The 13,829-nt window shown below is 44.0% G+C and carries 12 protein-coding genes; 5 read left to right on the forward strand and 7 right to left on the reverse strand.

What is annotated here, in order from left to right:
• The first annotated feature begins 59 nt into the window (after window positions 1-59).
• Genes OCU48_RS18765 through OCU48_RS18775 form a run of 3 tightly spaced genes read left to right on the forward strand, consistent with a single transcriptional unit; the run spans window position 60 to window position 4,280 of the window.
• The gene (locus tag OCU48_RS18765) at window positions 60-734 is read left to right on the forward strand and encodes an ABC transporter ATP-binding protein (protein WP_141346588.1); all 675 of its coding nucleotides are present in this window, start codon (window positions 60-62) and stop codon (window positions 732-734) included.
• A complete protein-coding gene (locus OCU48_RS18770; RefSeq protein ID WP_141346589.1) occupies window positions 721-3,192 on the forward strand; it encodes an ABC transporter permease in 2,472 nt (823 codons plus the stop codon). Before OCU48_RS18765 ends, OCU48_RS18770 begins: the two co-directional genes overlap by 14 nt.
• Window positions 3,192-4,280: a lipocalin-like domain-containing protein gene (locus OCU48_RS18775; protein ID WP_141346590.1), complete on the forward strand. Its 1,089-nt coding sequence runs from the start codon at window positions 3,192-3,194 to the stop codon at window positions 4,278-4,280. Before OCU48_RS18770 ends, OCU48_RS18775 begins: the two co-directional genes overlap by 1 nt.
• Before the next feature lie 36 nt (window positions 4,281-4,316).
• Here OCU48_RS18775 and OCU48_RS18780 read toward each other — a convergent pair whose 3' ends face one another.
• The 7 genes from OCU48_RS18780 to OCU48_RS18810 form a co-directional block, all read right to left on the reverse strand.
• The gene (locus OCU48_RS18780) at window positions 4,317-4,934 is read right to left on the reverse strand and encodes a hypothetical protein (protein ID WP_141346591.1); all 618 of its coding nucleotides are present in this window, start codon (window positions 4,932-4,934) and stop codon (window positions 4,317-4,319) included.
• A gap of 84 nt (window positions 4,935-5,018) precedes the next feature.
• Window positions 5,019-6,140: an ABC transporter permease gene (locus OCU48_RS18785; protein WP_141346592.1), complete on the reverse strand. Its 1,122-nt coding sequence runs from the start codon at window positions 6,138-6,140 to the stop codon at window positions 5,019-5,021.
• The gene (locus OCU48_RS18790; RefSeq protein ID WP_141346593.1) at window positions 6,137-7,276 is read right to left on the reverse strand and encodes an ABC transporter permease; all 1,140 of its coding nucleotides are present in this window, start codon (window positions 7,274-7,276) and stop codon (window positions 6,137-6,139) included. The genes OCU48_RS18785 and OCU48_RS18790 overlap by 4 nt, the downstream gene beginning before the upstream one ends.
• Window positions 7,277-7,281: 5 nt before the next feature.
• Window positions 7,282-8,262 (reverse strand): HlyD family secretion protein, encoded by a 981-nt coding sequence (locus tag OCU48_RS18795; RefSeq protein ID WP_141346594.1) that lies wholly within the window; start codon window positions 8,260-8,262, stop codon window positions 7,282-7,284.
• A complete protein-coding gene (locus OCU48_RS18800) occupies window positions 8,252-9,676 on the reverse strand; it encodes a TolC family protein (RefSeq protein WP_141346595.1) in 1,425 nt (474 codons plus the stop codon). The genes OCU48_RS18795 and OCU48_RS18800 overlap by 11 nt, the downstream gene beginning before the upstream one ends.
• A 216-nt stretch (window positions 9,677-9,892) precedes the next feature.
• Complete coding sequence (locus OCU48_RS18805; protein ID WP_141346596.1) at window positions 9,893-10,621, reverse strand: hypothetical protein; 729 nt, start codon at window positions 10,619-10,621, stop codon at window positions 9,893-9,895.
• 84 nt (window positions 10,622-10,705) lie between these two features.
• Complete coding sequence (locus OCU48_RS18810) at window positions 10,706-11,359, reverse strand: hypothetical protein (protein WP_141346597.1); 654 nt, start codon at window positions 11,357-11,359, stop codon at window positions 10,706-10,708.
• A 206-nt stretch (window positions 11,360-11,565) separates the two neighbouring features.
• On the opposite strand from OCU48_RS18810, the gene OCU48_RS18815 reads away from it, so the two are divergent.
• Together OCU48_RS18815 and OCU48_RS18820 are read left to right on the forward strand one after the other, a co-directional pair.
• The gene (locus tag OCU48_RS18815) at window positions 11,566-12,501 is read left to right on the forward strand and encodes a Gfo/Idh/MocA family protein (RefSeq protein WP_141346598.1); all 936 of its coding nucleotides are present in this window, start codon (window positions 11,566-11,568) and stop codon (window positions 12,499-12,501) included.
• A 12-nt stretch (window positions 12,502-12,513) separates the two neighbouring features.
• Window positions 12,514-13,788, forward strand: coding sequence for a diguanylate cyclase domain-containing protein (locus tag OCU48_RS18820; protein WP_141346599.1), 1,275 nt, complete (start codon window positions 12,514-12,516; stop codon window positions 13,786-13,788).
• The last annotated feature ends 41 nt before the right edge of the window (window positions 13,789-13,829 follow it).

The following is a 13,829-nucleotide window of genomic DNA, read 5'->3' on the forward strand; positions in this document are numbered from 1 at the left end:
TGATCACTTATTTGACAAAATTGGTATCAATTAACAGCCTCTTTTAAAAGGGAAATTAAATGTCCAACCCGCTGGTGCAACTTCAGAACGCAACGAAGCAGTTTATTGATGGTAAGCAAACACACAGAGTTCTTAACGCCGTTGACTTCTCTCTATGTAGCGGAGAAAGTGTTGCCTTAACCGGAGCCAGTGGCAGCGGTAAAAGCACTCTTCTCAACATTATCGCGGGATTTGAGTTCCTAACCGAAGGCACTCTGTTGATCAATGGTGTAGATGCCAAAACATGGCGCGAACCAAAGTGGAGTTCGTTTCGCCACCAGCAGTTAGGCGTAGTCTTTCAACAGTTTAACCTCCTCACTCCGCTCAATGTCGCGCAGAATATCTCTTTTCCTCTTAGCCTCAACAAACAGAAGTGGAACTCTTGGTGTGATCATCTTGTAGAAAAACTGGAGATTGACACCCTGTTAGACAGGCAGGTCGCATCACTCTCTGGAGGTCAACAGCAGCGCGTTGCTATCGCTAGAGCTTTAGCTCATAAACCATCACTGTTGTTAGCCGATGAACCCACCGGCAATCTAGACCAAAACGCAGGACTGGAGGTTATGCAACTGCTCACGGAGATCGCCTCCGACGGCGACTGCGCGATAGCGTTGGTAACGCACAGCCTTGAATGCGCCGAATTTATGCAAAAACGGTTTCACCTCACCAACGGGCAATTGCATGAATCACACTAGCCACAGACATACATGGGTCGTGTTAAAGCTATTTGTGGCTCACTACCGCCAAGTCCCTCTGCAAGCCGTCGCAATATTGGTAGGGATCATTCTGGCGGTAACCCTGTTCGTGGCGGTTCAAGCCATCAACCTCAATGCCAAACGCAGTTACAGTGAATCAACAGAGCAGCTCAGTGCTCGTGCGCAAAGCCTGATTATCCCCTTATCAGGACAAAACTTCTTACCCGAATCGCTGTACTTCGAACTACGTCAATCTGGACTTAGTTCCTCCCTGCCGGTCATTGAAGGGAAAGTGCGAGATGAGCAAGGTCGCCGCTGGACAGTTCAAGGCAGTGAACTTGTTGCGGCCATTACATCAGGATTACATTACAGTGAAACCCACACGCAAGTCTCTTTGTTTAATGGATCGTTTCCACTGCCTAGGCTATTAGCAGGCGAGCCCATTGTGATGATGAGTAAGACTGAAGCACAACGTAAAGACATTACATCACAAATTACACTCGATGGTGTAACGGTAGAGGTTGTGATATTACCCGATGAATGGCAACTAGGTAGCCGCTTGTTAATGGATATTGGCTTTGCACAACGCCTGCTCAATTCCCCTTCAAAACTCAGTTATATCGCCGTTTTTCAGCCCATCTCAAATACTGCTCCTGATTTCATTGCTGGCAAAGCGCAATGGATCACTAATACGCAAGAAACGGATCTTGACGCTCTTACAGAGAGCTTTCATTTAAATCTCACCGCAATGAGTCTGCTCGCCTTTGTTGTTGGGTTATTCATCGCCTACAACGGTGTAAAATATAGCCTACTGAAGCGCAACCGTTTGTTAGTGCAAATGAGACAATCTGGCACACTCGCCAGTGCAATTTTAACTGGGCTATTACTCGAATTATTCGCACTTGTTGTCATTGGGTCCAGCATTGGCTTCGTTCTAGGAATCCAGCTGAGCCATTGGCTGCACCCAACTGTCGCTCTCACCCTTGAACAGCTATATGGAGCCACACTACTTCCTGGCACGTGGCAATGGCAATGGTGGGGACAAGCTCTGCTGCTCACTTTGACCGCAACATCGATGGCATGCATTCAGCACTTCAGGCAACGCATTAATCAGCCTCTTTCTTCTCATGGCGGTTACTACCAAGCACCAGAAAATAGTAATTCAACCAAGCTGTTTGTACTTGGCTGCTTGTTGTCTATTACCGCACTACTTGGCTTGGGGTTAAGCCAACATTTTCGCTTCACGATGGCATGGCTTGGTCTATTTATTGTCTCTATACCCCTCTACTTACCCAAGGTGCTGCAACAGCTTGCTTTGTGGAGTGAGATACACACACAAGCAGGGCTCATTCAGTACCTTTTTGCTGAGTTAAAAGAGCTCATCGCCCCCTTGTCACTCGCCATGATGGCGCTATTGCTCGCCGTTACCGCCAATATAGGAATGAACACCTTGGTCGGTAGTTTTGAATTTACGTTAAAGCAATGGTTAGAACAGCGATTACATGCCGACATTTATGTCAGCCCATCTCAAAAAGATATGCGCAATGTAGAGAAAAAGCTTGAGGACTTTGATGGCATAAGCACAGTCTATAAACAGTACTACGTTGATGACACAACTCGAAGCACCTCAATAATTCTAGGTACAAAAGATACCGCGACTTTAGAACAAACTATGATATTCAAATCATCCGTCGATGATTTTTGGCAAGGTTTCTATTCTGGCGAACTGGCTGCCATCAGTGAACCAATGGCAATAAAGCTAGATTTAGACTTAGAAGATGAGCTAAAGCTGGATGGACTTCCCAATCATCCCCTGAATGTTGGCGCTATATTTCACGACTATGGTACGCCGAAGGGTGAAGTGCTTATTTCCCCTACTCTCTGGTTTGAACAAGGCTTTACTCCTATTCCAACCAGTTTAGGGGTTAAAGTGAATAGCGATAAAGATAAGGTATACCAGGCATTAAAAGAACAACTACAGCTCCACCCCAATCAGCTCTACGACCAAGCTCAAATCAAATCTATTGCTCTAGACATATTTAGCCGAACATTTTCAGTTACCAGTGCGCTCAATGCCGTGACCTTAATGATTGCGGTCATTGGTTTATTTAGTGCGTGTTATATGTTGCTTGATGCCCGCAAGGCAGCCATTGCTCGACTTTATGCGCTAGGGGTTCGACGCCGAAATTTAATGGCGATGATGATAGGCCAAATAGCCGCTTTAGTAGGATTTACGCTGGTTATAGCATTGCCATTGGGGGCAATTGTTGGCTACGTGCTCACAGACATTGTCACACTGCGTGCCTTTGGTTGGAGTCTAACCTATTTATGGTCTTGGGAAGATGCTGTTGCGGTCTGTGTTATCACTTTGATCGTCGCTGTCGTTGCCACCTTCTTACCTCTGTGGCGCTTAGTAAACCGCCCGGTCGTGAGCAGCCTACAAAGCGAGGTGCTGTGATGCGACATTCAATAATGCTTGTCCTAGCACTATCTTCTGCGTTACTCATAGGTTGTGAGAAAAAAGCGCCCGAAGAAAGCCTAGGGAGCTGGCTAGGACAAAGCGAACAAAACTACACACCAGTAGTAAAGGGAAAAGCGATTACATTTCCCAATGATCATGACGCTCACCCTGACTTTAGGCATGAGTGGTGGTATTTGACTGCCAACCTAACCGATGAGCAAGGCAAAGCTCTCGGTATTCAGTGGACACAATTTCGTGTCGCGGTAGACCCGCAAGAGAAGCCCACAAATGGAAATTGGCACGGCCAGCAAATGTATATGGCACACAGCGCCGTCACCACAGATACTGTCCATTACGCCGATGAAAAATGGTCTCGCGCACATCCTGAATTGGCTGGTGTAGAAAGTACCCCATTTCGAGTATTTATCGACGATTGGCAATGGCGATCATCCACTCAAGATATGTTCCCAGCAACACTCAACGCCAGGTCTAAAGAGTTTAGTTATTCACTCACACTGACAAGCTCAGCACCTTACCAAAAGCAAGGTGTACAAGGCTATAGCGTTAAAAGTTCCGATAATAGTGTTGCCTCTTACTACTACAGTCAACCCTTCATACAGGTTTCAGGTGAGGTCACTATTGATGGTCATCGCCATAACGTAACAGGACAAGGTTGGATAGATAGAGAATGGAGCTCGCAGTTTTTACTAGACAGCCAGCAAGGCTGGGATTGGTTTGCCCTTAGACTCAATAAACAGACCAGTTTAGTGGTCTTTCAATTAAGAGATTCAAGCACAGGCGAGACCAACTATGCCCATGCAAAACTAATGAATGAAGACGGTAGCGGACAAACCTTTTCCCAAGATGAGATAACGCTCAGTGCCAAAGAACACACCAGCATAGAGGGGAGCTCCTACCCCACCATTTGGCACATTCAAATTCCATCGCAACAAATTGATGTATCAGTCACTGCACTCAACCCAATGGCAAAGATGCCCCTCACAGTCCCCTACTGGGAGGGGCCTGTGAACATATCTGGCAGTCATTCGGGCAATGGTTATATGGAACTTACAGGGTATAACTAAGCAGTAACCTCTCATGCTTTACAGTACTGCCGATAACTACTTTTCATCCTTGCCAACCACTTGCTTCCCCGTATCCATTAGTATGTCGACTGGAGATAAGATCACTCCCTTCACTGCTCCTTTAGAGGCTTCCCTACCAAGATCGTGACTCTTATTCAACAGTTCATCTACACTGGCAATTACAATGGGGACGTCTTTACGCAAAGCCTGCGACTCAGTTAACACTGCAGGGATAGTTTGTTCGCGATATTGCTTAGACTCAATTAATAAAGGGGGAATAACGGTCTCTCTATATGCCTGAAGCTCTTTTTGAGTGCTAGGTATTACCGTTTCTCGATATAGGGTTAATTCTTTCTTTACCTGAGGGATTTTTTCATCAATAGACGCGATTGTTTTATTAGAGCTTTCTATGGCCTTGATGGCTTGATCTGCGATTTTCACCATCTCAGGAAGCTGCTGATTCACCGCATCTGCAATGGTTAGCCAATCATCTATCTTTAACTGCCCAGATAACTCGTCTAACTGAGTTACCATCACAGGAAAATGTTCAATAACTTCATCGACTTTGTTGATGACAGAGTGTACGGAATATCCAAGATAAAAAATGGATACTGCCAGCGTAGCCTGAACCCCTGTCGCTATTGCACTTTTCATACTTTTCCCTAGTTTAAAATGCGGTGATTATTTGCTGGTTTTCTAAATTGAAAGACGCTCAATTCACTGTCAATAGAAAGAAGATTAATCATTACACTGAGTGTGCTTGTTCCTTATTCTAGCAAGCACGACTAATGCCCCCCAACCAATCACTTGTAGCAATAGAACAAAGTATTGATGAGTCACCTGAGAAAAGTCCGCCCCCATCTGATTGAGCTTTAAAAAGCCTTGGATAGCGGGTGTGCTTGGGAACAAATTTGATGCCCAAACAAGGGGAGTAGGAATCGACTCTAGCGGCCATATAAAGCCAGCACTAAACACTAGTGGCATGGAACTCATCAACACCAACACAGTCACCAACTCTCTTCGTGGCACTATCATTCCAAGGAATAGACCAATCATGCAGGCAGACAGCAGAAACGGCGTACCAAACATGAACAGTTCGAATGGATTAGCAAGGCGAGATACTGAGTAGAAGTCAAAGCTCCAGCCAAAGTAATAAGCACTCAGCACATAGTAGAAACCCGTAAAGCAGACTACACGTGCCAATAATCGAGCCCATGATTCACGCTTCGCTATAGTTGCCCCTACAATGCCAACACCCATTACCAAAGTTTGTTGTAGTATCAGAACAAACACGGCAGGGACAACATAGTTAACGTATCCGCCTGTCACATTGAAGGTAGGTTTCATGTTCACATCAATAGACGCATGATGTTTAGCTGCGCTCTCGATTGGCTCCCCCTCCATCACTAAGCGAGCTACCTTTGCCTGTGCCGCTAAAGTGCCTCCGGCTCTGGCTAAGCCCTCGACTATAGTGCCGTAAACAAGAAAGTAGGACGCATCCCCAGCAAAGGATAATGTCGGGCTTTTGCCCAACAGCAAATCACGATAGAAATGTTCAGGAATGACAAGCACGCCTCTTACGTCACCATCTAAGAACTGCTGTTTAGCATGCTCAATGGTATATGCCCTTTCTACAATGCGGATTTGAGAGGTTGCATCAACCATTCGCTCTAAGTCGTAACTGACCTTGCTCTTGTCCAAGTTCACAATGGTAATGTGTTGCTCATTAGGCGTCTGATTGGCATACGGTAATGGGTACAAGAACGAGTAGAATACAACCCCTCCAAAGATAGTGAGAACTACCACAGGGTTGGTTAGAATTGCTTTCAACTCTAGCTTGAAGATCTCGCACCAATTCATACTTTGGCCTCTTGTATCTTCTTAGGTGCAAGCTTCATCAATACGAAAATTATAAGCAAGTAACCTAACATTGGAACCAGGTAGTGGAGCGTTTGCATATTGGATGCACCGTAGGATACTTGGCTTACCTGAGCCTCTATATAATGGCTTATAGGTAACAAACTACGCCAAAACTGAGCCAATGTAGTCATATCCGTTACTGGGAATGTAATCCCCATAAAAGCAAACCCTGGGGCAGTAAAGGCGCCAGCGAAGCTCAATGCTCTGGCCGCATCATAGGTAATAAAGAAAAACACACAACCAACAAGGATACAGGCGATAATCGTTGCCAATTGTGCAGCAATCAATACCGTATAACCCCCTTGCATTGGCCATTCAAGCCATGCATAAAACCATAGCAAGTAACCTACACCAAGCAAAAGATAGATCGGTATGTAACAAGACAAGGTCTTCGCCATACAGGTTAAAACCCCTTGCTCAGGCCACTGCTGTAGCAACCCTTCCCGTTTGTGCATAGCTAAGGTCAAAATAGTGCCTACAACAATGACTATTTGCCAAATGGCGGGAATAATTGCTGAGACCAAAAATTGCGCGTAATTGCTGTTGAGATTAAACAGTGGGGTGACCTGAGTGCGTACATTCACTGCTTTCCCCAATGCACTCTTAAGGGTCGCACCTCCAGATGATAGATTCTTTAATGTCTCAATTTGAGCATCAAAGGTGCCAACCGCACGCAATACAGCAGAGTTAACCAACTTACCGACTAAGATGTACTGACTGTTGTAAAACACACTCACTTGAGGAGGGTTTGAAAGATAGATGTCTCGGTCAAAGTCACGAGGGATAACAACATAAGCGTAAATATCACTACCGCTAAGTGCCCTTTTTGCCTCATGCTCACTTTGAAAGTAAGTACTAACCTTCAAGGTATCACTAGCATCTAAGTACCGAACCAAATGTTGCGAAATCAAGCTTTGTTGATGATCAACTATGGCAATAGGCAATGAGCGTGCAATACCTTGCGAGAATATCCACCACACACTAATCGCCACTAGCACTGGTATCCATGTTATGGAGGCAAATAGCCACTTATCTCGGCGTAGTCGCTGCCACTCATCAGCAATAAATCCAAGCATGAGAACTACTCAGTCTCATCTAGTGTCAATACAACACTCATACCGATGCGAAACTGTTCTGGTTCTTCAATCGGGCGAGCTTCCACTTCAAAGGTGCGCAAGTCAAAGCCTTGACTACTGTCTGTCGCTCTCCAGGTTGCAAAATCGCCCATTACAGAAATGTGTGCTATACGAAAGCGAACATCCTTATCCAGTGCAGGTACAAAAGCACTAATTTCAGAACCCTTTTCAAAATGCTGTAGTAGGTCTTCGCGAACGTTAAATACCGCCCATGAATCTTGCGTATCAATCACAGTGACTACAGGGAAGCCTTGCGGCGCCAATTCACCACTGTGGAGTAATACTTGAGATACCTCACCATTAAACCAGCTCTCAATTTGAGTATCAGCGGCATACGCTTCCACTTCAGCTACCGCTCCTGCGGCCATACGCGCTTTTTCACTGGCTGCCTTCTTAGTCTCTGTACGTGCGCCTTCTTGAGCTAAAAGGTACATTTGATAGGCCGCATTTTGAGTATATTTTGCTGCCTGCCATTGAGTGAAGGTTTCATCACGCTTTTGCTCTGCCACTACACCATCTTGATAAAGATTATCGACTCGGCGATAGGTCTTTTCCATTAGCTCAGCAGCCGCCTTAGCTTTTCGCCATTGGTCACGCGATGCGGCAATTTGCTGAACTCTAGCTCCATTTTCAGCTTCTTGTGCCAATGCACCTGCGGCTTCTTGGCCCGCTTTTGCCTGCTCTAATTTAGCCTCAATCTCCGGGCTATATATGGTGAAGATCAGATCGCCTACCTTGATGTTATCACCGCTTTTCACATTGATAGTATCTATGCGCCCCGGCACTTTAGAAGAGATACTGTATTGCTGTGCGGTCATTTGACCCTGAATACGTATTGGCTGTGGCTTGTATGCCTCATAAAAGCCATAACCAACAAGGCCCACAAGGGCAATTGCCACTACTGCAATAGAGGTTTTAGTTGACATTGACTTCTCCTTGGGCGCCTAGCGTTGTTGAGGTTACACTCTTATTTGGACGGCTTTCATATTGACTAAAGGTGTTCATTTTCCCACTTAAAGCAAGTAATTTATTCAGTGAAATTAGATAGTTAAACCTAGCTACATGCTGTTGGGTTTGAATACTGGCTAAATAAAGCTCTGCATCAACCACATCTAAAGAATTGGACAGTCCTTGGCTAAACATTTTTTTACGCAGCCGAAGGTTTTCTTCAGCCAGTTCTATACTGGTTTCCAAGCCTTTTACTTCTTCCATCGATTGCTCAGCCTCTAAATACGTTTTTTGCACCAAAACCGACAAATCTTGTTTTGCTTGAGCACGTAAATGGGTAATTTGTAAAACCGCACTGTGTGCCGCTTCAAGTTGACCCGAACGACCACTTGTTTCTATCAATGGAATACTTACACCTACACCCACAAACCAATCAGGTGTCAGTTGCGCAGCCAATGAATCATCTTCGTAAAGGCTGTAATCACCATAAAGGTAAACATCCGGATAGTATTTACCTTTCTGAACATCCGTCAGCCCTTTAGCTTGCTTCTCTTTGGCATCGAGAATCGAAAGTCCCGGGTATGTGGCAAGCGTTTCATTGGTATAAGCACTGAGTGGGGGAAGGTTTTCATTTATGAACAACGCACTTTTAGGCGTGACCGTTTGAGACTGATTCAATATTTGAGTCAGTGCACTAACCGCAATTTCTAAGTCTCTTTCCGATTTTTTTCGATCGACACGTGCTTTGGCTAAGGATGCATCTGCTTGAAGTTTCTCAACTCGAGCAATTTGCCCTTGCTGCTCCAACTTAGAAGCAAAGTTGGCATGTTGCTCTAAACCCTCTTCAACCGATTGATACGTTTGAACCACCCGTTTAGACAGCACAACACCAAAATAATATTTAGCCAAATCCTCAAATCGAGCTTGGCGGTCCATTTCAAGTTGGGCACGTGCTTCATCGGTTTGTGCAGCAGCAATTGATTGTGCTGAGATGATCTTACCACCAGTGAAAATCGGCCATACCGCCCTAATAGAGGAGGTAAAGACATCTTTCTCTGCAATTGTAGAATAGGAGTTGGCCAAAAATGGAATTGAAATTGGCGGCAAAGCAGTAGGTGTGGTGATACTGTCAGCTAGTTGCTCCCCGCTAAGCGTGACATCATCATCGAGGCGCGTATAGTTTGCATTCAAAGTGACAGATGGAAGGTTTAAACTCTTTTTAGAACTTTGAAGGTTTTGATAGCGGTCGACATTCGCTTGACCTGCAGCCAATGAATTGTTTTGTTGTTGAACCAAATCCCAAGCTTGGGAAAAGGAGACCTCTTGAGCACTTGCTGGGAATGTTAACCCACACGCTAACGCAATAATGATACGTTTATATTTCAACTTCACACTTTTCCTTGTGGTGTTCACACCTCAAAATTAGAGCATATACTCTAATTTATATCAGGTACTAAAACAACGAGACATACAGATATCTGATAAGTGTAGTTCGTTATTGCCCAAACTTACGCCATCAAATAGTGAAAAGGTAGAAATTTCATGCAATTAAACAAACATTGATAACTATATAGCAACGATAGAACGCTGATAACTGCCCATCGAATCTTAAAAGTTAAAGTAGAACCCGACTTCCGTATAGCTCGAATCTTGTATAGGTCGCCCCGGACGTACTCGATATTCACCCTTTGTGTACCTTGCATAAGGCGTAACATAAGGAAGATTTAAACTCACAGATACATCAACGCTGTCCCTCAAACTATCTTCATAAGGATGATCGCCCAATAAAAGATCAAAGTTGTAGCTTACTCCAAGGCTTAACCAGTCTAGAGGGGTATAGTCGACAGCTAACGTGTTGTTCCATTCCGTCTGCTGACTCAACTCGTAAGCAAGAGTGTTGTCACCAACCAAAGCCGGCAGAGCTATATTATGGTGAGGGGCACGATACTGAAGAGAAGTATCTAAATACGCAAACACGTTGTTAGTTAGTACTTTTCCCGCCAAGAAACCAAGGTCGTAGATATGCATTTGATATACCAGTTCATTTCCATCTGATGCCTCGGTAGTTAGCTCATCACCAAACCCATATCGAACGTAAGTCTCAAGATACCAAGTATCAATAATAGTCGAGTAAGAAGCGCCAATTTCAATGTATTTATCTGTATCAATATCAACACTGGTAGAAAATTGCTCTGTGAAATCATAGCCAATGCCAACAACACCCAAGTACTCTCCATCATATTGAGATGCTTGCAGATTAACGCTAATATCCTCGAGAGCTGCTAAGGCATTTGACGAAAAAACAGTACAGATAAAAATAAACAAAAAAGACTTCATTCAAACCCCATCGACAAGAAACAAAAAAGGCTCTCCAGATGACGACCTGTAGAACCTTCCTTAGCGAGAATATGCCTTGGATTATTAGCCGTTAATACGGTGTGCCTGTATTTTGTTCTTCACTCTTTGAGCCTTGCGCTTCAGTTGCTGTTTATCGATGGCATTCATATTTTCTATATGGTCACCATCTACTTTGATTGGTTTTCCATTGATAACCACGTAGTCATTACCGGCGTCACCAGCAACGTAATACGCATTGTAGCCATCAACCTTCACAACCTCAGCAATAACCTTAGTTTCACGAATATTGTCAGGATCATTGATCGTAATAGTGCCTGTACCGTCTGTTTTCATCTCTACTTCAGCAACAGGGGTTCCATTGTTGTAAATCATGTAGATCTTAGTCCCATCGACTTCAGTCCTATATAGCTCACCTCTCCATTGCAACTTAGGGTTCTCTTTTGGCAGATCGTTTTCAAAGCTGCCATCATTTATTGCAATCACATCTTTTGCCGCTTGTACCGCTTCCTTTACTTCATCAATTTTTTCAGTATCGCGAATGGGAGTTTCAGTAGGTGGCAGGGGCGCATCATTGCCGTATTCAGGATCATATCCGTATGCTTCAACCACGTTTTGCACCTTATCTTTAGCCTGCTCCGCACGTGTAGGCTCAGAAGAAGAACAACCTGTAATCACGGTTACAGACACTAAAGCTATCAGAGTTAAAGACTTTTTCATTTTCATTTCCAAACTAGTGTATCGACTTGATGACGCTATTTTGCACAGATATTGAGTTCATAAAAACAAGCCAAAGTACAAACCTGACATTTCAAATATAAATATCTGAATCGATATCATGCTATTTCTCTCTTTGATAGAGGAAGAATAGTTTTTACTCTAGAGACTCTGCTAAAGTGAGACTAACTCGACGAATGGAATAAAAAATGAAGATAGGAATCATTGGTTTAGGTGATATTGCACAGAAGGCATACCTTCCGCACATTACCCAACTATCTGGTATAGAACCGATATTTTGCACTCGCTCACAACAGGTACTAGACGAGCTGCGCCAGCAATACCGAATCAACCAAACGTGCAATGATTATCAACAGTTGCTTGCACTTGGAATCGATGCGGTAATGATTCATGCGGCAACTTCTGCACACGCCACAATAGCTAGATTCTTTCTCGAGCGCGGAGTACCCACGTTTGTTGATAAGCCTTTAGCGGACAACATTAGAGACGTTGAGATGCTTTACGAAATTGCAGTAAAGAACAGCGTCCCCCTTTATGTGGGTTTTAATCGTCGGTACCTACCACTTTATAATCAATACATACCTGAGCTTAAGAGAAATGAATTAGGGGAACTTCGTTCATTACATTGGGAAAAAAACCGATACGATCTTATTGGGGATATTCGCACCTTTATCTTCGATGACTTTATTCATCCCCTTGATAGTGTGAACCTCAATGCTCAATCGACGCTTGATGGCTTACATATTACTCATCAAATGACAGATGAAAAACTCGCACGTATTGATGTGCAATGGCAAACTGGAGAAACATGGCTTCACGCGAGCATGAATCGACAATTTGGCATTACCCGAGAGAGAGTAAGTGCCTGCTATCAAAACAAAGCCTATGAATTCAACTCTTTCGTTTCAGGTAAATGCTGGGAAGAAAACCACGAAATGAATATCAGCCTTAAAGACTGGACACCTATGCTGGAAAGTAAAGGCTTTCATCACATGATGGCTGACTGGATTGAAGTGGTGAGAACAGGGCGGCTAGAAACAAATATTATTGATAGAAATATCGCATCACACCGCCTTGCAGACGCTCTCTGTGAACACGTAACACAGCAAGTATCACGTAAATAAAGGATTATAATCGTGACCATCAAAAACAAGCTTAAGCTGCTACTGGGAACCTTGTTCTTTTTCTCGATAGCCAATATCGGCTTCATCTATTTTCTTGAATCCCGCAGCGAAAACAAACTGCAATGGGTTATCCACACCAATGAAGTCATGCAAACCTCAGGAGAATTGCTCAACGCTATCTCTGATGCAGAGACAGGACAAAGAGGCTATTTTCTCACAGGCCAAAGCTACTACTTAGAGCCTTATTTTCGCTCTCGAGATGAAATTAAATCTATCTGGGGAGAGTTAAAAAGCCTCACCGCTGATAACCAACAACAGCAAGAACTGCTTGATGAGCTCGTTGAGGATATCGACAGCAAGCTTGAAGATTTGGCGACCACTATTAGCCTCTACAATGAGCAACCTGCAGAAGCGATAGAGATGGTTCGTACCAATGTAGGCAAAAAATATATGGATGATATTCGCCGCAATCTGTCCTTGTTTAATAGCGAAGAAAGACGACTTTTAGAAGAGCGTAAAGGTGACTATAGAGAAGCCCGTGCGTATATCACCATGATGATAGTAATCGAAACCATTGTTATGTTATTTCTAGCCTTTTTCACTATAGTCACGGTCAATCGCACGCTGTTTAATCCGCTGACCAAGCTTATGGATGCCACTCAGAAAGTTGAACAAGGAAAGAGGCAAGACGTGGTGGATTACCTTCCTAGGGATGAGATTGGATACCTTATGGGACGCTTCTACAAAATGAGCGAAAGCGTCCACCAGCGCCATTCAGACCTTCACACCAAAGCTCATACAGATGAACTCACGGGTGCCTACAATCGCATTACTCTTTATACCGATATAGAAGAAGCCATCACCTTAAGCTTACTTAACGATCAAGTGGTTGCACTGTGTTTTATTGATATGGACGGATTTAAAGACATCAACGACAAGTTGGGTCATGAGTATGGTGACATATTATTGCAAACCGTAGCCCAAAGGCTCAAAGAAACCGTACGCAACTCAGATAGAGTGTATCGATATGGCGGTGATGAATTTGTTGTATTACTGCCCAAGGTTCGCTTTCAAGAAGATGTTTCACAGATAGTCGGGAATATTGTTAAACGCATTCGCGCTCCAATCACTCACAAAGGACAGCACATAGAGGTGCGGTTTAGCATTGGGGTTTCTATTGCACCTAGCGACACCACAGAGCCTTCAACTTTAGTCGACAATGCGGACAAGGCAATGTATCGCTCAAAACAAGCTAAGCAAGGAAAAATTGAATTGTATAGCGCATAGATACAATACCAATCGTAGTAAATAGCGGATCAGCCTAGCTA

This window comes from Vibrio inusitatus (genome assembly GCA_024346935.1).
Classification (GTDB): domain Bacteria; phylum Pseudomonadota; class Gammaproteobacteria; order Enterobacterales; family Vibrionaceae; genus Vibrio; species Vibrio inusitatus.

Bases quoted from the DNA above. Each gene is read 5' to 3' on its own strand.
- OCU48_RS18765 (WP_141346588.1), top strand. From the start codon at position 60: ATGTCCAACCCGCTGGTGCAACTTCAGAACGCAACGAAGCAGTTTATT.
- OCU48_RS18770 (WP_141346589.1), top strand. From the start codon at position 721: ATGAATCACACTAGCCACAGACATACATGGGTCGTGTTAAAGCTATTT.
- OCU48_RS18775 (WP_141346590.1), top strand. From the start codon at position 3,192: ATGCGACATTCAATAATGCTTGTCCTAGCACTATCTTCTGCGTTACTC.
- OCU48_RS18780 (WP_141346591.1), bottom strand. From the start codon at position 4,934: ATGAAAAGTGCAATAGCGACAGGGGTTCAGGCTACGCTGGCAGTATCC.
- OCU48_RS18785 (WP_141346592.1), bottom strand. From the start codon at position 6,140: ATGAATTGGTGCGAGATCTTCAAGCTAGAGTTGAAAGCAATTCTAACC.
- OCU48_RS18790 (WP_141346593.1), bottom strand. From the start codon at position 7,276: ATGCTTGGATTTATTGCTGATGAGTGGCAGCGACTACGCCGAGATAAG.
- OCU48_RS18795 (WP_141346594.1), bottom strand. From the start codon at position 8,262: ATGTCAACTAAAACCTCTATTGCAGTAGTGGCAATTGCCCTTGTGGGC.
- OCU48_RS18805 (WP_141346596.1), bottom strand. From the start codon at position 10,621: ATGAAGTCTTTTTTGTTTATTTTTATCTGTACTGTTTTTTCGTCAAAT.
- OCU48_RS18810 (WP_141346597.1), bottom strand. From the start codon at position 11,359: ATGAAAAAGTCTTTAACTCTGATAGCTTTAGTGTCTGTAACCGTGATT.
- OCU48_RS18815 (WP_141346598.1), top strand. From the start codon at position 11,566: ATGAAGATAGGAATCATTGGTTTAGGTGATATTGCACAGAAGGCATAC.